The sequence below is a fragment of the Amorphoplanes digitatis genome, from assembly GCF_014205335.1.
GTDB classification, from domain to species: Bacteria; Actinomycetota; Actinomycetes; order Mycobacteriales; family Micromonosporaceae; genus Actinoplanes; species Actinoplanes digitatus.
Genome location: NZ_JACHNH010000001.1, coordinates 6,294,818 through 6,314,415, shown reverse-complemented (window position 1 = coordinate 6,314,415; position 19,598 = coordinate 6,294,818). Strand labels below are relative to the sequence as shown.

12 protein-coding genes are annotated in these 19,598 nt (G+C 70.1%); 4 read left to right on the top strand and 8 right to left on the bottom strand.

What is annotated here, in order from left to right; translation table 11 throughout:
* Nucleotides 1–10: 10 nt before the first annotated feature.
* Nucleotides 11–988, top strand: coding sequence for an ArsR/SmtB family transcription factor (locus BJ971_RS27555; protein WP_184996099.1), 978 nt, complete (start codon nt 11–13; stop codon nt 986–988).
* Here BJ971_RS27555 and BJ971_RS27550 read toward each other — a convergent pair.
* Both BJ971_RS27550 and BJ971_RS40730 read right to left on the bottom strand, forming a co-directional pair.
* Entirely contained in the window at nt 936–1,994 is a 1,059-nt protein-coding gene (locus BJ971_RS27550) for an ABC transporter permease (protein WP_203709281.1), read from the bottom strand. The two genes, BJ971_RS27555 and BJ971_RS27550, sit on opposite strands and share 53 nt — an antisense overlap.
* Nucleotides 1,991–3,703, bottom strand: a complete 1,713-nt coding sequence (locus BJ971_RS40730) for an ABC transporter substrate-binding protein (protein ID WP_203709282.1) — start codon at nt 3,701–3,703, stop codon at nt 1,991–1,993. The genes BJ971_RS27550 and BJ971_RS40730 overlap by 4 nt, the downstream gene beginning before the upstream one ends.
* A 213-nt stretch (nt 3,704–3,916) precedes the next feature.
* Here BJ971_RS40730 and BJ971_RS27545 point away from each other — a divergent pair, with 213 nt between their 5' ends.
* A complete protein-coding gene (locus tag BJ971_RS27545; protein ID WP_184996098.1) occupies nt 3,917–4,333 on the top strand; it encodes a helix-turn-helix domain-containing protein in 417 nt (138 codons plus the stop codon).
* An 80-nt stretch (nt 4,334–4,413) separates the two neighbouring features.
* On the opposite strand, the gene BJ971_RS27540 is transcribed toward BJ971_RS27545, so the two are convergent.
* Nucleotides 4,414–8,442 (bottom strand): SGNH/GDSL hydrolase family protein, encoded by a 4,029-nt coding sequence (locus BJ971_RS27540; protein WP_184996097.1) that lies wholly within the window; start codon nt 8,440–8,442, stop codon nt 4,414–4,416.
* Nucleotides 8,443–8,562: 120 nt separating this feature from the next.
* A complete protein-coding gene (locus BJ971_RS27535; protein ID WP_184996096.1) occupies nt 8,563–9,027 on the bottom strand; it encodes a hypothetical protein in 465 nt (154 codons plus the stop codon).
* 328 nt (nt 9,028–9,355) lie between these two features.
* Between BJ971_RS27535 and BJ971_RS27530 the strand changes: the two genes are divergently transcribed.
* On the top strand, nt 9,356–13,645 hold the full coding sequence (locus tag BJ971_RS27530; protein WP_184996095.1) for a golvesin C-terminal-like domain-containing protein: 4,290 nt from the start codon (nt 9,356–9,358) through the stop codon (nt 13,643–13,645).
* A gap of 282 nt (nt 13,646–13,927) precedes the next feature.
* On the opposite strand, the gene BJ971_RS27525 is transcribed toward BJ971_RS27530, so the two are convergent.
* The gene (locus tag BJ971_RS27525) at nt 13,928–14,173 is read right to left on the bottom strand and encodes a hypothetical protein (RefSeq protein ID WP_184996094.1); all 246 of its coding nucleotides are present in this window, start codon (nt 14,171–14,173) and stop codon (nt 13,928–13,930) included.
* Nucleotides 14,174–16,353: 2,180 nt separating this feature from the next.
* On the opposite strand from BJ971_RS27525, the gene BJ971_RS27520 reads away from it, so the two are divergent.
* On the top strand, nt 16,354–17,790 hold the full coding sequence (locus BJ971_RS27520) for a nitroreductase family protein (RefSeq protein WP_239087430.1): 1,437 nt from the start codon (nt 16,354–16,356) through the stop codon (nt 17,788–17,790).
* Nucleotides 17,791–17,950: 160 nt separating this feature from the next.
* Here BJ971_RS27520 and BJ971_RS27515 read toward each other — a convergent pair whose 3' ends face one another.
* From BJ971_RS27515 to BJ971_RS27505, 3 genes are all read right to left on the bottom strand, one after another.
* Nucleotides 17,951–18,202, bottom strand: coding sequence for a hypothetical protein (locus BJ971_RS27515; protein WP_184996093.1), 252 nt, complete (start codon nt 18,200–18,202; stop codon nt 17,951–17,953).
* Between the two features lie 388 nt (nt 18,203–18,590).
* Nucleotides 18,591–18,767 (bottom strand): hypothetical protein, encoded by a 177-nt coding sequence (locus BJ971_RS27510; protein WP_184996092.1) that lies wholly within the window; start codon nt 18,765–18,767, stop codon nt 18,591–18,593.
* A gap of 90 nt (nt 18,768–18,857) precedes the next feature.
* Nucleotides 18,858–19,190, bottom strand: a complete 333-nt coding sequence (locus BJ971_RS27505) for a Trp biosynthesis-associated membrane protein (protein WP_184996091.1) — start codon at nt 19,188–19,190, stop codon at nt 18,858–18,860.
* Between the last annotated feature and the right edge of the window lie 408 nt (nt 19,191–19,598).

Sequence of the window (19,598 nt, the reverse complement as noted above, 5' to 3'; positions counted from 1 at the left end):
GGCGTCCACTGTGCTGCGAATACATTTCACCGCCGAGGACGTCGGCCGGGTACGGGTGCAGTCGCAACCCGACCCCATGTGGGAGACGGTGCTCAGCATCTTCCGGCTGCAGGACCGCGGCCTGCCGCTGGTCTTCCACGAGTGGCGCCGCACCGCCGCGCTGACCTGTTCCCGCGACGACCTGGCGATGCTGCGCCCGCTGATCCACGGCGGATACTTCCCCGACTTCCTGACCCCCAGCGAGGGCCAGCACGGGCTGGACGCCGGCATCGAGGCGCTGCTCAGCACGCCCCGCTTACGTCTCCGCACCGAGGTCGGCATTCTGGCCGGCCAGCACCGGCTGCCGTCGTGGGCCGGGCATCTCGCCGACGGCGATCGGGAGACCGTGCAGCGACTGGCCGACGCGATCCGTGGCCACTTCCGTTCCACCGTCGAACCATATTGGCAGCAGGCGCGGGCCCACATCGACGCCGACCGCGCCCGGCGCGCCCGGGCCTTCCTGGACGGCGGCACCGACGGGTTGCTGAGCAGCTACCTGCCGATGATGCGGTGGTCGTCGCCGGTCCTGTCCGTCGACGTGCTCCAGGAACAGGACGTCCACCTCAACGGTCGCGGGCTGCTGCTGGTCCCGTCCTTCATGTCGGTGGGCACCCCGGACTTCCTGCACGACACCACCCTGCCGCAGGTGTTGGTCTATCCGGTCGAACACAGCCTGGCCGTGTCCGCCGCGACGCTCGCGCCGCGCCTGTCGCTGGCACCGCTGATCGGCGAGACCCGCACCGCTGTCCTGGAGTCCATCGGCGGGGGCAGCAGCACCACCGAGCTGGCCCGCCGGGTCGGCGTCAGCGCCGCCTCGGTCAGCCAGCACACCGCGGTGTTGCGCAGCGCCGGGCTGATCCGCACGGGCCGCGTCGGCAAGGCGGTCCTGCACACCCTCACGCCCCTCGGGAACGCCCTGCTCGAGCCGAGACTCCCGGCCACGGCTTGACGTCGTCTCCGCCGCCGCGTTGATCGGCCAGCCTCGGGTCGAGGCGACCCCGCAACCGGTCGGCGAGCAGCGTGGCCACGACGACCGGCACGGCGAAGACGAGGAACGTGGCGTGCAGTACCGGCAGGTCCGGTGTCTGCAAGGCCTCGTATGCCAGGTAGCCCAGGCCGGGCCAGCTGAACACCGACTCCACCGCGACCGCGCCGGAGACCACGTAGCCGGCGTTGACCAGGGCGAGAGTCGCGGTGGGCAGCAGCGCGTTGGGCAGGACGTGCCGGCGGCGTACGGTCGCGTCGGGCAAGCCTTTCGCCCGGGCCAGCCGCAGGTACGGGTGTGCTCGTTCGGCCGCCGTCGAGGAGCGCATCAGCAGGTGGTACTGCCCGTACTGGACCGCGACCAGGCTCAGGCACGGCAGTGCCAGGTGGCGGGCGACATCCCAGGTGGCGGCCAGTAGGCCGGCCGGCGGATCCGTCGAGCGCATGCCGCCGACCGGGAACCAGTCCGTACCGGAGCCGAACGCCACCAGCAGGATCAGGGCCAGCCAGAAGGACGGCGTCGCCCACAGCAGCAGCGCCACCGTCGTGGACGAGCGGTCGAGCGGGCCGCCGGGCCGCCAGCCGGCCAGCATGCCGCCGTATCCACCGAGCGCGATGGACACCACGGTCGCCGTGCCCACCAGCAGCAGCGTTGGCCCGAGCCGTTCCATGATCAGATCGGCGACCGGGCGGTGGTATGCGTACGAGATGCCGAGATCACCGTGCAGCAGGTCGCGGAGGTGATCGGCGAACTGGACGGCGGGCGACCGGTCCAGTCCGAACTCGTGGCGCAGCGCCGCCAGTTGCTCGGGTGTGGTCGGCCGGCCCCGGGTCAGCGCCAGCACCGGGTCGCCGGGTATCACCCTGAACAGCAGAAAACCGACCACGACGACGAAGAACAGGTGGCCGGCGAGATCGGCGGCGGGCACGAGCACAGTGCGCAACACCCGCGCGCCGGGTGCGATTCTCACTCGCGCAGGTGCCGGCCGGACCGTCGCCGGTGCACCGCCAAGCCCGCCGCCCCGGCCAGCAGCACCGCCAGGAGCACGCCCACCACCACGCCGGTGCGGTCGTGGGCAGGTGCGGCCGCCGTGATCACCGGCGTCGCGGTGACGTAACTCCAGGCTCCGACCAGGCTGCCGCTGGCCGTCGGTCGCCGGGTCAGCCCCCGAAAGTGGTCGCTGCGGTACGCCTCCAGCACCGAGGGGTAGTACAACGGCACCAGCGTGGCCGCCTCGTACAGGCGCTGTTGCATCTGCTGGACCAGCGCGACCCGCCGCGTGGGGTCGAGTTCGTGCGACTGCCGGCGGTAAAGCTCGTCCCACTGCGGGTCGCAGGTGAAGGAGTCGGTCGTGCCGTTGCCCGCGGCGTCGGGCCGGGCGGCGCAGGTGTGCACCGACAGCAGGAAGGCCGGATCGGGGTCGAGGATCCACCCGCTCAGGAACAGGTCGTACCGGCCGGCGCGAACCCGCTGCCCGAGTTGAGTGTCGGCCATCGTGGTCACCTTGACGGTGATGCCGACCGCGGCCAGCCACTCCGTGATGAAGGCGGCGGACTGCTGGTAGTGGGCCCGCTCGACGGGTGCGAACAGCCGGAACTCCAGCTGCCGCCGACCGTTGGGGCCGCGCGGGTATCCGGCCGCGTCGAGCAGCCGCTCGGCGGCCGCGGGGTCGAAGGCGCGCGGCGGTCGCGCCGGGGTCCAGGCCCACGGCTGGTAGGTCGGGGGGAAGTACGCCAGGCCCGGGTCGCCGTGCCCGAGCAGGACCCGGTCGACCAGGGTCCGGCGGTCGATGGCCTGCTCGACGGCGGTACGCACCCGCGGGTCGTGCAGGGCCGGATGCCCGTCGCCGATCGCCGTGCCGTCCGCTCGGGCGGCGCCCGGGTTGAAGCCCAGGTGGGTGAACCGGGTTCCGCGGGCCTCGTTGGTGGCGATGGCCGGATCGTCGGTCAGCGCATCGAACTGGGCCGGCGTGAGGTTGCCGACCACGTCAATCTCGCCGGTGCGCAGCGCCTGGGCGGCCGCGTCGCTGTTGGTGAACTGCCGGAGCACCACCGTGGCCGGGCCCGGCGTGCCGCGCCAATGATCCGGCCGGCGTTCGAGCCGGTACTGTTCCCCCGGGCGGGCCTCGACCAGCCGGAACGGTCCGCTGCCGACCATGGCGTCCGCGGTCGGCGGCTCCGCCATCGGATCGCGGGTGCGCCAGATGTGTGCCGGGACGATCGGAATGTCGAGGTTCAGCATCGTGGGTGTGTACGCGGACGTCTCGATCACCAGGGTGGTGGCGTCGGGCGCGGTGACCGAGGTGAACGCGGCCACCATCGACGCGTTGACGGACGTCGGCTCCCGCATGATCGTCGTGTAGGTGAACGCGAGGTCGGCCGCGGTCAACGGCGTGCCGTCGGACCACCGCACGCCGCCGCGGATGGTGAAGGTCCAGGTCCGGCCGTCCGCCGAGGTGCGCCAGGACTCGGCGAGGCCGGGCGTCGGCCGGTTGTCGGTGTTGCGGTAGTCGGTCAGCCGGTCGTAGGCGAGGCCGAAGATCTGCTGGGCCGATGCGGAGATCCCGACGAACGGGTTGAGCGAGTCGACCCGTTGCAGCAGGGCGACGTCCAGGCGGCTGTCCGATGTGGCGGACGTCGCGTGGGCCGGCGCGGCCAGTCCGGAGCCGAGCAGGAGCACACCGGCGGCGGACCATCCTGCGACACGCGATCGGCACCTGCTCATCAGCACGGCACATGCTCTCACGTTCGCCGAGTCCGGGAACGCCGGCCGTCGATGTGCCGGCACCGCAACCTTTCAGCCACGGCCGAACAGCATCGACGACCGTCACGGACCGGGTCCAAGCTGGGTCATCGGCGAGGGTACGGAGGAACCGCGGCGGAGGGATCACGGATGTCGACCGAGCCTGGATTCGGAGACCTCGTTCGCGCGTATCGCCAGAGAATCGGGCTCAGTCAGCAGGAGCTCGCCGAACTCTGCGGCCTGAGCGTGCGTGGGCTGCGCAACATCGAGACCCGCAAGAGACTGCGGCCCCGCCCGTCGACGGCGCGTATCCTCGCTGACGCCTTCAAGCTCACCGACGAGGAGAGAAGCGGGTTCTTCCGACTCGCCGTCCACAGTGTCACCGAGCCGACGGCCCAGGCTGCCACGGTGCCGCCCGCTGTGGCCGTGGTCGCCGTCGTCGGCCTCGGTGGAGTGGGAAAGACGGACGATGCGCTGGTCATCCTGTTGCGGAGCCTCGGCATTCCGGATGCCGCCATCCCCTCGGGCCTGGAGGGGCGGATCGGCTTCTCCTGGTCGCGAGACTGACCTCTCGACGAATCGTGACACCCGCGGTGAACGGCCGTGGGTGCGGGCCCGGTCCGGTCGGACCGGGCCCGCACCCGTCGTCACCAGGTGTATCCGATGGGTCCCATGCGGTTGGAGATCGCTCGGGCGTACGCGCCGAATCCCGCGATGGTGGGATGCCCGGAATGCGGGCTCTTGGAGGACTCGCTGGGCTCGCCGTCATCGTCGACCGGGAAGTACGTGTCTCCCGGAACCCACAGCTCGTTGAAGTAGATGCCGTTGGTCGCCGGTGCGCCGTGTTCGTGTCCGGCGAACTCGCCGCGTACATCGACGCCGTTGATCCGGTCCGCCAGGTCGAACGAGGCTGTCACGGTGGTGAGCAGCAGGCCGGTCATCTCGTTGAGGAAGGCGACCTCGGCCTGGCTGAAACCGCCGCTCGGCGCGCCCGGCAGGTTGTAATACGGCAGGTCGTAGTGCCCGCCGGTGGTGAAGATCTGCGGATACCCGGCCAACATGATCATTGCATTGGGTGCCAGCCGCCGGATCTCGGCGACGACGCGCTGGGTGTCGGTCTTCACCGATCCCCGGATCCGGCTGGTGACCATGTCACGGAGCGGCCAGGGATCGCCCTCACGGACGAATCCGGGTGTCGAGCAGTCGACCGCCGTCGCGCACGCCAGCAACGCGTCGGACCACTTCAGGTCGTTACCGCCGATGGTCAGCATCACGAGTGTGGTGTTCTCGTCGATCCAGCCCTGGTCGAGCTGGGTCAGCTCGCCGTACTTTCCGCGGATCTTGTCCTTGGACTGCGGCTCCGGCGCCGGAGCCCCGGTCGACGTCCTGCTCAGCATCACGTTGGCGGTAACGGCGCCGCTGCAAGCGGCGAGGTGGTAGTCCATGTTCGGATCCCTGGAGGAATCGAGCAGCCCGATGCTCCAGTTGTGCGGCTCGCCGGGAATCCTGACCGAGGACGCCCACGCATAGCTGCTGCGGTGGCAGGCGTTGCGCAGGGAGGGGTCGTCGCCGTACTGGTCGGTCACCCGGGAGTAGTAGCCGGCGCCCTCGCCCGAGCTGAACGAGTCGCCCAGTCCCACGACGAAGTGGCGTGGCTTGGCGCTGAGCGCCTGGACCGCGATCGCGTCGAACGCCACGTCGGAGGTGTAGCTGCCGTCCTGGGTGAAGTTGGTCAACCGCACCTTGGGGGTACCGTCGCCGCGGAAGTCGAACACGCCGAGCGGGATCCACCAGTTCCCCTCATAGCGGGTGGGCATGACCCGGTGCCGGGGCTTGTCGTCCTGTCCCGGCAGGATGACCTCGTACCGTGCCTGCGGAGTCCAGGCGGCGGCATCCGGGATGTGTACGAAGACGCGTGTCCACGCATTCGTCGGGTTGATGGTCCAGGTGCCGGTGACCTTGAGCGGTGCGTTGTCGACGTTGTCGCCGGGGTCCCTGGGTTGCATCGTGTGCGCGAAGTAGACGTGCCCGCCGAAGCCGTGCGAGCTCTGGTGGAAGTCCACCTTCGACGGGAAGATGGTCGCGCCGCTCACCCCGGTCATCGAGCCGAACTGCAGGCCGAACTTGCCGCCCTTGGTGTATGTCGGCCGGCACCCTTCCGGCCCCACCGCGCTGGTGACGTCGATGTCGTCGATGATCCGTGCGTCCGACGGCAGGCCGGTCACCTTGCACGAGCCGTCATCGTTGCGCGGTGTCGGATACATGTTGTACGCCGATGGCTCGGAGTTCCCGGAGGGGTAGCGCCGGTTCTCCTCGCCGCACTTCAGAGCGCAGTCCACCCAGGTCACCGGCGCGTGCCACCAACACTTCAGGTCGTCGCGCTGGCAGGCACCGGCCTTGGTGTTCGGGTAGTTGCCCGGCACCTTCGGCGGCAGGTTCTGATCGCACTGGTTCACGTCGGAGCGGCAGAACGTGTAGAACCCGTTGTAGGCCGGCTGTGCCTCACGCTTGCCCCGGTCGTTGGCCTCGTTGTAGGTCTGCCGCCAGTACTTGTCCTCGTAGTCGTAGCGGCGCAGCGACGTGTACGCGAAGCCGGTCACCCGTTCCGGGTAGGACCAGTGGTTCGGGTGCTTGGCGTTGTCGTAGCCGTTCACGTCGGTCCGGGGCGGATCGCCGTACGGCACGGAGCTCGGCTCGGTCAGGAACATGGCCCGGTCCATCGGGTAGTCGGTGTTGGCGATGTTGTTCGCCCACCCGACGCCCCACGGCTGCGAACCGTTGGGGGAGTAGAAGCCGGTGTTGTACGCCCACAGCGCGAACCACCAGTTCTCGATGTACCGCGGATCGCCGTTGTTCGCGATGATCCCGTTGCTGCGGGTCTGGTTCCACTTGGTCTGCAGGATCCGCAGGGACGCGGCGACGTTCACGGCATAGTCCAGCGCGACCGCCTTCTGCCGGTCGTACGTCCAGTGGATGCCGTCGACGGTGGTGTCCGTGTCGGCCTTCCGCATGCCCGTCGTGACCTGGCCGACGCCGTACCCGCAGTCGGTTTTGGTCCAGTCGATCTTGCGGGCGGTCAACCGGTCGCCGGAGCTGATGCCGTAGAAGCCCATGCTGGTCAACGGGTTGCCGCCGGAACCGTCGACGATGTGCCAGCTGGCCTGCCACATGTTCGACTCCTGGGCGAGGATGCCCAGCAGCACCTGCGCCGGAACCGAGCCGCCGCCGATCAGCGGCACGGGTGGGAACATGCTCCCACCCTGTGGGGTATAGGCGGACATGCCGTTGTTCTTCCAGTTGGCCGGGCGTTGGTGGCCGACCAGTTCGTTGTGCACGGCCTCGCCCACGGCCCATTCCACCTGCTCGGGCGTGGGCTGGTAGACCTGCAGGTTGCTGTCGTTGCGCGGCACGGCGCAGGAACGGTCCATGTCGTAGGCGGTCGTCCCGTTGACCACGGGGTCCGCGGCGGCCGCGCTTGCGCCGGAGCGGGCCTCCGGTGCCTCGCCGGCCGGCTCCGGAACCGCGGAGAAGCGCAGCGCCTTGGCCGCGCCGGTCAGCCGCGCCGAGATCGCGACCCGCTGCGCGCCGGGCTCGGTCGGAGCGCCGCCGGCCGGTCCGGCCGCCTCGCGACCGGTCACCGCGCTGGTCACCACCAGCGCACCGGTGGTCGACACCTCGCTGTCCGCGGGGGCGTCGAGCGCGCGCCAGCTGCCCGGCACGCCCGAGCGCAGCCGGGTACGAGCGGTGTCGCCCACCGCGTACACCTTGCCGCCGGCACCCGGCCGCAGCCGGACCGCACCGGACGGCACCCGCCGCACCGCCGTCACCTTGCCGCCCGTGTAGCGGCTGAGCACCACGTCGCGGCCCTTCATGACCTGGAAGGCCAGCGCCTGGTCACCGTCGGCGAGCAGGCGGTGCGGCACTCCGTCGGTCTCGGCCAGAACCTTCGTACGGCCCGCGGTGTCCAGGCGCACCAGCGTGCGGCCGTTGGCGCCGGCCAGGGCGCCCTGGTACGGCACGACCGAGGTGACCTGGCCGGGTGTGCGCACGGTGGTCGTACGCACGCCGCGCCTGGTGTCGACGACGCCGATCCAGGTTTCCGCCGTCCCGTCGGCGCGGGTGTCACGCCGCGACAGCGTGGCGGTCTCGCCCGCTGAACAGCCGGGGTTGTGGTAGGCCAGCGACACCCGGTCGGGCAGTTTGTGCACGGCTCCGGTCCGCAGATCGACCACGGCTGCGAAGGCGCCGCCGGACATGAGCTCGTCGTGGTTGGAGAACTCCCGCGGGGCGTACACCACCACCGCGCGGCGGCCGGAGCCGGTGAGGCAGTACTGGCCGATCCACTGGTCGGTGGGGAATCCCGGCTCCAGCAGGGTCGCCACCGTCCGCCAGCGGTAGGCGGCGCCGGCGTCGGCGACGAGCAGGTGCAGTCCGGTGCCGTCGCTGGAGGTGGTGACGGCCCGGTCGGCGGAGGTCCGCCAGTTTCTGCCCAGCGTGCGATCGGGGTCGGTGACCCGGTTCGCGGCGTCCGGCGCCCGGTCGGGAGCGCGCGCCGGCCCGGCCGGGGTGGGCGACAAGGGTGCGGTGGGGGTGGGTACGGCGCCGGCGCGAGCCGGGACCTGTATGAGCGCTGCCGCGACGGCCACGGCCATCGCGCAGGCTAGACGACGAATCATCGAGACCTCTCCAGGAATGCACGACTGAGCCATTTGAATGGGGTGTGGAAAGAAATGTGGGCCGGGCCCGAGACGGGTCCGGCCCACACCACCCACTTGGTGATCAGAGGGTTATGCGAATCAGTAACCGGCCCATTCCGTGCAGGTCCAGCTGTACGGGCCCGAGCCGTTCACGTCCCCGGAACCGAAGCACGCCCGGTGGTCGTCCTCGGCGCCGCCCGGAGCGTTTCCATTGACCGTGCCGGTCCTCTTGTCGAGGTAGCTCCCCCAGAGGGTCGAACCCGACTGGGTCGCGGTGACGAAGTAGCCGTACGAGGTCAGCTCGAGACGCTCCACCTTGTAGAACCACCTGTATCCGGCGCCGTAGGCGGCGTCGCTACCGGTGGAGAAGCGCGCGTAATACGTACATGAGGAGTTGCGGCCCAGCCGGATTCCGATGTTGGCGGGCCACCTGCTGGCGACACTGGAATTCGCGGTACAGGCCGCGGCCTGCGCCGGCGTCGCCGCCGGCACGGCCACCATCGCCAACCCCGCGAAAAGGGCCATCGCTGCCCGTCCGACCAATCCAACCTTCACGGTCTTCATCATTTCTCCTGGTTTCCCTTCGCCCACAGTGGAAGGTGCGTGTGCCAGGAAGCGTGGATCACGGCGGTCCGCGGCGGCAATTCCTTTAAGCGCAGCCCGAAAGGATCGGCGTGGCGGCCGGTCCGCCGGGCCCATGAAGGCACGGGCGTACCGGACGCCGTGCCCTGCGCATCGCTGCTGGACAACGCCGGCGCCGTGCGGTCGTACCGGCCTTTGCGAATGCCGGTCAAGTGCCGGTCGAGTACCTCGATTGTGCGAGTCGCGGGTGTCAATGTGCTTTTGCGCGAACCGTCCTGGGCGACGCAGCGGAACAGAAATCGAGAACTTCATGCGTGATGCGGAAGACATCCAGGTGGATCCGGCCCTGCGCCGGACATCGAAGTGGTGGGCGGGGCGGCACGCCGTCCTGCGTACCGTCATGGCGGCGACCGTGATGGTCGCCGTGGCCGGCCTGATCGGCCGGTCCGCGGCGGCCGAACCGCCGGAACCCGCAACGCCGGCGGCGCACGGCTCCCACGCCGGCGGCGAGGCGCCCGCCCGGGACCTGGCGCTGGTGTCGCCTCGCTGGTGGGAGGGTACGGATCTGATCGTCACCGGCCGGGGTGACAACGAGGGCTATCACCTGTGGATCGGCCGGGAGCGGGAACGGTACGCGATGAGGCCGCTGGCCTCGATCCAGCCCAACGGCTTCACCGACGACACCTGGCTGGGCTATCAGTGCGTCACCGGCGACGGCCTGCACGTCGTCGTGACGGTGGCGCCGCGGATGGCCGTGAACAAGCCCGAACTGCGTGATCGCGGCGGACTGACGTACCTCGTGAACATCCGTACCGGCAAGGTTCGCCCGGCCGTGCGGGGCATCGCGTTCAAGTACCACGCCACCGGCTGCGGCACCGGGTCCGACGTCGCCCTGCTCCGGCACCTTGACCGTGATCAGCGGCGCAGCGAGCTGCTGCGGCTCGACGCCGGCACCGGCGAGGTCAGCCTGGTGAGCACCGTGAACGGCCAGCTCACCTCGCCGGTGCCCAGCGGCGCCGGCATCCTGGCGCTGCGCGGGCGCACCCTGGTGCGGGTGGCCAAGGGGCAGCCCGTGCCCACCGTGGTGGCCCGGGTCGCCGGAGAGCCGTACCGGTTGACCGCGACGCCCACCGGCGCCGACCTGCTGGTCGACAACGGGAACGACGTGCGGGTCCAGCGGTGGGACACCGCCGGGCTGCGCGAGGTGGCCGCGGGCCCGGCCGGAGGCGTCCAGCTCTTCCCCGGCAGCCGCGGCGCCAACGTGACGCTGGGCGCCACCCCGGCCGGCGCCGCCGGAACCGGCCGCCCCAGGCTTGCCCGCCTGCCGGACCCGCACGCCGGACACGCCGGATACGCCCGTTCCGGTGCGGACGCGAAGGGCCTGCCGGCGCAGGCCGTCAGCCTGCAGGGCAAGGTCGTGCTGGCCGCGGTGGAACCGCCGGCCGCCCATGGCGACCACCATGCGGGCCCGGACCTGTCCGGTGCGGCGCTGTTCGCCGCTGACGGCTCCCGGCTGGATTGGGAGGCTCCGGTCGGCCGGGCGGCGACGATCACCCAGGCGCTGCCGAGCACGATCGGCGGTACCGCCGCGCCGAAACGGGCGCTCGCCGGCCTGACACCCAAGTGCGGCGTCGCGCGCAACGACCCTCGCCGGCAGGCGTACAGCTCCACGCCCGAGCAGACCCGCTGGGCGGTCGAGATGGCCAGCCGCAACCAGCTGACCGGCTCACGTTCGCGGCCGGCCAATTACCTCGGCTCCGGGCTCGCCGCCTACAGCCCGAGCACCGATTTCCCCGTGCCCAGCCTGCAGCCAAACGGCGGGCGCATTCCGCCCCCGGTGATGAACGGCGTGCTGGCGCAGGAGAGCAACTACACCCACGGTTCCTGGCGTACGCTGCGCGGCTCCGGCGGCAACCCGCTGATCGGTGACTACTACGGCTCGCACTACACCATCGACGTCATCGACTTCGCCAACGCCGACTGCGGTTACGGCGTCGCGCAGGTGACCACGGGCATGGCCGCGGCCGACACCGGCATCTCGGCCAACGGCAAGGCCAAGATCGCCATCGACTACGCCGAGAACATCCAGGCCGGCCTCGGCATCCTGGCTCGCAAGTGGAACGAGCTCAGCGCCGCCGGCGTGCGGATGAACAACAACGACCCGCAGTACCTCGAGAACTGGTACATGGCGCTGTGGGCGTACAACACCGGGATGAACCCGCAGGCCAGCACCGGCAACACGTCCGGCTGCACGCCCGGGCCGTCCTGCACGGACGCGGATGGCAACTGGGGCCTGGGCTGGACGAACAACCCGATGAACCCGGACTACCCGCCGGGCCGCGGCGTGTTCCTGCGCGAGTCGTACGCCGACGCGGAGCGCCCGTCCGAGTGGGCCTACCAGGAGCGGATCCTGGGCTGGGCCGAAACACCCATCCAGATTCCCTGGGGACAGAGCGCCTACCAGGCGGCGGAGGCCGGACCGGATGGTGACGCGGAACGGCCGATCACGTACCCGCGGCGCGAGCAGTTCTGCGACAACACCAACCGTTGCGACCCGGCGCACGACCCGGCGGGCGAGGACGACGACTTCTGTACGCGGGCCGACAACCACTGCTGGTGGCACGAGCCGGTGCAGATGGCGACGTGCCAGGGCCCGTGCCCGATCTACGACTGCCCGCGGATGTGTGCGCGTACGCCGTTCAGCGCGTCGCTGCCGGCGAGTGAACCCGCCGGCGTCAACGCCTGGAAGCCGGCCTGCGACTCCGACCTCGGCCCGAACGCGGTGATCGTGGACGATCTGGCCGATCCGAGCGCGAACCTGTGGTGCCCGAGCCGGAACTGGACGACTCGCGGCGGCTTCACCTATGAGGTGGGACGACATCCTGTCTCCGGCGCGCCGATCGGTGAGATCGACTTCCACCAGGTGGCAACCGGCTTCGGCGGGCACACCTGGATGACCGGCAACCGGCTGGCCTCCGACGCGGTGCACCGGGTCACCGGCACCTGGACCCCGAACGCGCTGGCCGCCGGCACGTACGTGGTCAAGGCGCACATCCCGGTCGGGGGTGCCTCGGCGGGCTCGGCCGTCTACGACATCACCACGGCCAACGGCGAGGTCCGCCAGAAGGTGATCAACCAGCACGAGCACTGGAACCACTGGAAGAGCCTCGGCACCTACCAGTTGGGCGCGAACGCCAACGTGGTGCTCTCCAACGTCACCCGCGACGACCGCAGCGGAGGACTGGGCACGGTCGCGTTCGACGCCGTCGCGTTCGTACCGGTGACCGGGCGACCGGTCGAGGAGCGCATCGACGCGATCGCGTACTTCGACGAGGACCAGAACATCGACATGAACCTGTACAGCCGGTTCGTCGACACGCCGCTGCGCAACCACACCACGATGCACAACTGGGCGCGCGAGCACGCCGGCAACGTACTGGCCCTGCCCGCCTGCACCGCGGGACCGCGAGCCGACTGTGTCATGCCCGCCACCCGGCAGGCCGCACTGAACTGGGACCAGGAGGTCGCCGCCGCGGGCACGGACCCGGTGAACCACACGGACGGCTTCAGCATTCCGGCATGGATGTCGTTCTCCAACGACTTTCGGCACCGGCCGACCAGCGCCAACAAGCCGGCTCATTTCGACACGAACGACGACTCGTACAAGTTGCGCAGCGGCATGCGGATCACCTATGTGGTGGGCCCGGACGGGAAGATCGTCGACGGCAGCGCCGACATCGACTACCACCAGCGCACCGCGGACACACACCTGCCGAAGTTCGTCATGGAGTATCTGCGGGCCGTGCAGAGCGACTACGGCATCGCCCTGCCCGATCTCACCTACACGACCACGAACCTGCGCCAGTACGACCACATGTACACCACGGCACATCCGCAGCTCGACGGGCGGGCGCCGGGACGGTCGTACCGTTTCGCCGGCTGGAAGCCGATCGTCACCGACGCGACCGGCGTGCCGGTGCAGACCGGCGGCCGGTGCGTGGTCGGCCTGTTCAGCTCCGGCGGTGTCATCGGGTTCCGGCCCATGATCGGTACGCGGACGCCGTCGACCGCGATGGAGGCCTACCACCAGAGGCTGGCCAATGACGCCGCCGTTCCGGACAACGTGGCGACGGTCGCCGGCGAGATCTACAACATGTTCTTCAAGTGGGGAATCGACGGTTCCATGTTCGGCGCGGGCCCACCCATCTGGCAGGAGCTGTATGTGCGTGCCTGCACGGACGGCACCACCGAGACCATCCAACCCGGCAACTCCGGCTCGAACGCCAAGCCGATGGTGCAGTACAGCTTCATGCCGAGCCAGTACCTGTACCGCAACGGGAAGGCGATGGGGCCCGCGGGCGGCGCCTGGCCGGATGCCAGTCCGATCAATCGCGGCGACTTCAACAGCTTCACCCGGATGCCTGGCGCTCCCGGCGGCGGCAATCCGTTCGGTCAGTGCAACGTCGGGAGCCCGACGAGTGGGGGCAACCCCTGGAATCTGACGGTGTTGACGGACAACAAGTTCATGCCGGAGATCGAGCCCGGGGCAGTGCACTTCTGCACCGATCCCACCTGGGAGTCGGACCCCGACATCAGCTGACCTCTTCCCGAGAACTCGTCGCGTCCGGTGGCGCCGCATTTCGCGGCGCCACCGGACGGTCGATCAGCTGAACGGTCTTGGCCGTGCGCAGCGCGCGGCCGTCCGCCGAGGTAGCGGCCTTCCAGCTCGGTCCGTGCCTTCATCGCCGACCGGACGCGAATCTTGATGCGATTGCGTTCACTTTTGCTCATGCCGCCGTAGAGCGCCATGACCAGATCGTGAGCATCGGAGCCGGGGTCGATCGCGCCGCCGACCTCGGGTACCCACAGGGTCGCCTCATGGCTACGCAACCGATCCGGTTCCTGATCTAGCCACCGCCTGCTCCTTCGGCTGTCCGCCGCTCGCCGCCTGCCACATCCGCTTGCGCCCTGAGCCGACATCCGTCCGCTCGTCCGTCCGCGCGCTGATCTGCGCAGACGCGCGCGAGCGGACGGACGTCCGCGCGGACGGTCGGGTCAGGCGCGCCAGCGCCCGCGGGTGACTTGCCGGAATGGTGAGGCCATCGGCGGGCGCCTGGTCGAGCGCCATCAGAAGAGCTCTCTCCGGATGGCCTGCGGACGCCGATCGAGCGCCGCGAGGGAGAGCGGGTCGAGGTCTGGGCGGTCGTTGGGTAGCGAGCGTGCCAGCCGGCGGCGAGCATGGCTTTGTCGAGGAGGAGGTCGACGTCGCGGCGTTCCCGGACGCGGATGCTCATATGCGTGCGCAGCGCGCCGCCACCCATGGCTTTCTGGGCAGGCGGCGAGGTTGCAGCCGACTTGCCCACTCCCTCCCAGGAGAGCCGGCCGAATGGGCTCAGATTGCTGCCGGAGGGTGCCGCGTGTCCGGCGTGAACGGCGCCCGACGTTCGACGCGGCGCACACCAACGCCTTGTTGGGGCGTCACAGCAGGTGACAAGCTGGGCGAAATCACCGTTTTAACCCCTGATGTCCGATAAATATGGACCACCGAGATCTCAGGGCCTGCCGCTGCGACGTTGTGCGGGGCCGGCCCGCTTGCCATGACCGCAGAGGACTGAAGCATGCGCAACGTGCACGACGACGCCGCCGCCGAGGCGCCACCACCGGACCACGACCCGAGCGCGGTGTACTTGTCGGAGGACTCTCGCCGAAACCGGCTCCGGAGGCAGATCGTCCTGATCGGTGCGTTCGGGCTGTTGTCGACCCTCGGGTGGAGTGTGCTCGTAACCGACCGAATGATCGATGCCCGCGATACCACCGGCGCCTCGCGTGCCGGCGGGCTGGGCGACGCCGCATCCGCGCCGAGCCCCGCGCCGTCCACCACCCCGCGCCCCCGCGCCGCGGCCGGCCCCAACGCCGCGACGACCGCCGACACGCGCCCGAGTCCCAGCGTCGCGCCAATCACGGCGGTCCGCTCCGCGCCCATGAAGGCCGGCACCTGGCCGGGGGCCGACCTTCCCGGCCGCCCGGGCGCCGGCCTTGTCGAACTCCCAGGACTCGGCTTTCCCGGACCCCCGAGTACCGACTTTTCCGGACTCCCAGGACTCGGTCTTCCCGGACCCCCGAGCACTGGCCTTTCCGGACTCCCAGGACCCGGCCGTCCCGCAGACCCAGGAGGACTCGGCCTTCCCGAACTCCCAAGGCCCGACGTTCCTGGACACCCAGGAGGACTCGGCCTTCCTGCACGCCCGAGGCCCGACGTTCCTGGACACCCAGGAGTACCTGGCCTTCCCGCACGTCCAAGGCCGGACCGTCCCGCACACCCAGGAGGACTCGGCCTTCCTGCACGCCCGAGGCCCGATGTTCCTGGACACCCAGGAGCACCTGGCCTTCCCGCACGTCCAAGGCCCGATCGTCCCGCACACCCAGGAGGACCTGGCCTTCCTGCACGTCCAAGGCCCGATCGTCCCGCACACCCAGGAGGACTCGGCCTTCCCGAAATCCCAAGACCCGACCTTCCCGAATTCCCAGAACTCGACCTTCCCGAAATCCCAGAAATCGGCCCTCCCGAACTCCCGGAGCTCGCGCTTCCCGAAATCCCGGAGCTCGAGCTTCCCGAACTCCCAGAGCTCGACTTTTCCGGACTCCCGGAGCTCGACCTCCCCGAACTCCCGGGCGCCAGAGCCCGGGCGCTGGCGCACCCGCGGGACGGCCGGTAGCTGTAGACAGACGTCCATGGAGAAACGCGCGCTGGTGCTGGGCGGTGGCGGCGTCACCGGCATCGCCTGGGAGATCGGCCTGCTGCACGGCCTCGCCGACCTGTTCGTCGGCACCTCAGCCGGTTCGGTCGTGGCCGCCCAGCTGACCGGCGGGGCCGGCGTCGCGAGCTCTACGAGCACGAGTTGGCCGTCGCGGCCGGCAACCGCAGCGCCGCCATCGGCACGCGGGTGCTGCTCGGCTTCGTGCTGGCCCGGCGGCCGGGCCCGCGGCCGGGCGCGGCTGCGCCGGGCCGCGCTGAAGGCCCGCACGGTGACGGAGTCCGAGCGGCGCACGGCCATCGCCTCGGGCGTGCGATGCGACGTTCTGTTATGTCCCGAACTTCGCTGTCGCTGCCTAGGTACGCCTCGGCGAGGACCCCGTAGGGGTCGTCCGGTGGAGGCCGTGTCCGGTGATGCATCCTCCGCCGAGGTGAGTGCGTTCGGTCATGCCGAGAGACCGCCCGGAAGGCGAATTGCCGGGGCCGGGTCGCCGTCGCTCGCTCCATCGCGTTATCCGCGGCGCTTGACGCGTGACACACCTACAGTTGGCTCAGTGGAGACCGCGACCCAGATCCTGCACAGGCTGACTTCCTACGAGCCGGGACGGGAGTGGGACGACGTCATCTCCGACCCGCGTCTTGTCGTCGAACTGAAACCCAACGACTTCGACAAATTCCCGCTGTTCTACAAGCGATACACCGGGAAACTGCCGCGCTTCGAGCTGCCCCGTGGCCTGCCGTCCACCGAGGCATCGACCATCGATGTGCTGGCCGGCACCGCGAAGGTTGCCGCCGGCGACCTCGACCTGCCGCATCTCGCCCGGCTGCTGCACCTGTCCGCGGGCATCGTGCGTACCTCCACGCGCAGCAACGGGATCACTCACCTGTTCCGTGCGGCCGGCTCGGCCGGCGGGCGCTTCCCGCTCGAGCTCTACGTGCTCATCCCGGAGGATCATCGGGGGCTTCCGGCCGGCGTGCACTGGTACGACCCTGCCGGTCACGCCCTGGTGCAGGTGGCGCCCGCACCGAGCGGCGGCGGCGTGGCGATCGTGGTCACCGGCGTCCCTTGGCGGACCGGCTGGCGGTATCGCGAGCGCGGCTACCGGCACGTCTACTGGGACGCAGGCACGATGCTGGCCCAAACCCTCGCCCTGGCCCAGTCCGCGGGGATCCCGGCACGGCTGTACACCACGTTCCCCGACCGGGTGGTCACCGAGTTGGTCGGCGCGGACGGCGTACACGAATGGCCGGTCGCCGTGGTCGCACTGGGCTCGCAGCGGCCCGCGTTGACGCCGACCGGCCCCGCGGTCGGCGGCGAGGTCGACGCAGATCCGGTGGAGTTTCCGCTGGCAACGGCCGCGCAGCGGGCCGGTGACAGGACCGTGCTGGGTGCGCCGTGGCCCGAGGGCGACCCGGGCGACGTGCCGGAAACAGGGGCCGAGCCGGTCGAGGCGGTTGTGCTCACCCGCGGCTCGCAACGGCGGATGGACCCGACCCGCGGGGTACCGAAGAACGTGCTCACCACCGGTCTGCGGGTGGCAATGCGGGGAATCGACCTGCCGCAGTTCGTGGCGGTGCACGACGTGGACGGCGTGACGCCGGGCGTGTACCGGTGGCCTGATCTCGGTACGGCAGTTCATGCGGGCAATCAGCGCGAGGAACTCTACCGGGTGAGCCTGGAGCAGGGGTTGAGCAGGGACGCGGCCTTTGTGGTGATCACTGCGGCTGAGGTGGCGAGCCTGGATGACCGCGAGTACCGGGCTGCGCAGCTGGCTGCCGGGCTGGTCGAGGGGCGGTTGCACCTACTGGCGTACGCGATGGGTGCGAGCGCGACCGGAATGACCTTCCTCGACAGTGAGATCCCGGCACTTCTCGGAGCGCCGCTGGACGCAATGATCTTCACGTGCGTGGGGGTGCCGGATTACCGCGCCACGCCGGGCGGGCTGCCGGGGGCGCCGGCCGACGTGCGCCCGATGCAACACCGGGATTGAAGGCGCTCCGCACCGGCCTCCATCACTCGACGGCGGTCACTCCGCTGTCGGCCGGAGGTGCTGAGGCGACTTGGCGGCCGGTCCACCGCGCGTACCGGACATCGAGATGGACAACGCCTTCAACTACGCCGCCGCGGGATGAGAGGTCCGGCTGGGTGGCTTAATCCGAGGCACGGTGCCGTCCACCGCTGCTTGGTTTGGAGGCGTCCGTATCGCGTTGGCCAGGGATAAGCGGGCTGTGCTCAACCGCTTGGTCGTTCGGCTGCTCGCCGACGGGATCCTTGTTGATCCATCCAGACAGGTCAGCGGACACTTCGGTGCGCAGATCCGACAGCCAGTGTTCCAGATCGTCGCTTGGTCGGTCCGGACCGGCAGGCGCACGGCTTGATTCGGGATCCTCGATGGCGCTCATCGCAGCGCATGCTCCGATCGGTCGGGTGCGGTCAGTGCGACAGTAGCGGGCTGACGCGAGGCGCTGATGTCGCTTGATTTCCGTCCCGCAGGCCTACACGAGTGACCGGAACGCGCGTGCCGGATGCATCCACTACCACGGCCTTACCTTCATCGAGTCCGTTGCGTTGCCTGATCTGACGACCAGGCAGAGTTGATCAGTGAAGTCCGCGGAGCGCCTCACCCGGCGGTCGCCCAGCGATCGGTGGTTCGTCGACGCCGGTTTCTTCACCCGGGCGTTCCGGACGCTGAAGGGCATCCCGAGCGAGGTGGCCGCCCGTCTATCCCGGTGCGCTCGTGACACGGCGGCGCGACGCGATCGATTCCGCCCTCGGGCGACCTCCACGCGATCAGGCCTTCTTGCCGGACAGGTCGATGATGTCCTTGGCCGCGGGCAGCGCCGCGATGCCGTTGTCGGCCGGCTTACTCACGACGGGGTTACGGCAGCCTTCGGCGTCCCGGCGGCCTTGCCGCCGCACCCCCGCGAGCACCAGCGCACCGACGCCGACAGCGGCGGCCAACCTCATCACGTTCATGATTTCCCCGTACGCAGAGAGCGTCGCGGCCGAGGCGTGATCCCCCGGGTAGGGCGCCGGTTGCCTACCCGGGGGTCGCAATCAGACGGTGGCGGCCGGCGCGGCCTCGGTGGCCTCCTCGGAGCGGCGGCGGGCACGCAGCACGAGCTGAGTCGCGCCGACGAGCACCAGCACGCCGCCGACCCCGGCGAGGATGTAGCCGCCGGTGGTGTCGCTCTTCTTCTGCTCGTCGTAGGAGCGCGCCGTCGTGGAGCCCCGCCGGCTCGTCTCGCAGGTGTCGCCCTGGCTCATCACCTGGCTACCGCAGGTGACCGTGCCGGTCGAGGTCGCGTTGTACAGACCGAGCGGAAGCAGTACGAGGCCGACGATCAGCGCGGCCCACCGGTTCTTGGCGATCGTGAAAAGCAGGTTCATGGTTTTCCTTCCCCGTTTGGACGGCACACCGTAGCGCCGAGAGGGCGAAGCGGGAATCGCACCAAACCGCCACACCACCCCAAACGGATCTTGGTGTGACCCACTTCACATTCGCCTGTCGACGGCGGCCGCGGCCGGGTGGCGGGTATGGCCGCCGGTTCATCGCCGACGTGCCGGACCGCCGGCTGGTCCCGCTCTGCCTCGAGAAGCTCGAGACTGGAGTGTGGTGCCACCGCGGCATGTTCGCCGAGTGGTGGACCGAGCACACCGCGGGCACCGCCCGAGAGCTCGTCGCCGCGGCGGCTCGCTCGCGGGCTCGTTGCCGCTCATTGTGCCGTCGGTGATGAAGTCGCCGCCGTACCCGCGACGATGGCGGCCTCCAAGCCGCACCGGACGCTTCCCGATCCG

What these genes read in the sequence shown, in the direction of transcription:
- BJ971_RS27505 (WP_184996091.1), bottom strand. Translation starts at nt 19,190, where the DNA reads ATGAACCTGCTTTTCACGATCGCCAAGAACCGGTGGGCCGCGCTGATC.
- BJ971_RS27535 (WP_184996096.1), bottom strand. Translation starts at nt 9,027, where the DNA reads ATGAAGACCGTGAAGGTTGGATTGGTCGGACGGGCAGCGATGGCCCTT.
- BJ971_RS27540 (WP_184996097.1), bottom strand. Translation starts at nt 8,442, where the DNA reads ATGATTCGTCGTCTAGCCTGCGCGATGGCCGTGGCCGTCGCGGCAGCG.
- BJ971_RS27525 (WP_184996094.1), bottom strand. Translation starts at nt 14,173, where the DNA reads ATGGCGCTCGACCAGGCGCCCGCCGATGGCCTCACCATTCCGGCAAGT.
- BJ971_RS27545 (WP_184996098.1), top strand. Translation starts at nt 3,917, where the DNA reads ATGTCGACCGAGCCTGGATTCGGAGACCTCGTTCGCGCGTATCGCCAG.
- BJ971_RS27530 (WP_184996095.1), top strand. Translation starts at nt 9,356, where the DNA reads ATGCGTGATGCGGAAGACATCCAGGTGGATCCGGCCCTGCGCCGGACA.
- BJ971_RS27510 (WP_184996092.1), bottom strand. Translation starts at nt 18,767, where the DNA reads ATGAGGTTGGCCGCCGCTGTCGGCGTCGGTGCGCTGGTGCTCGCGGGG.
- BJ971_RS27515 (WP_184996093.1), bottom strand. Translation starts at nt 18,202, where the DNA reads ATGAGCGCCATCGAGGATCCCGAATCAAGCCGTGCGCCTGCCGGTCCG.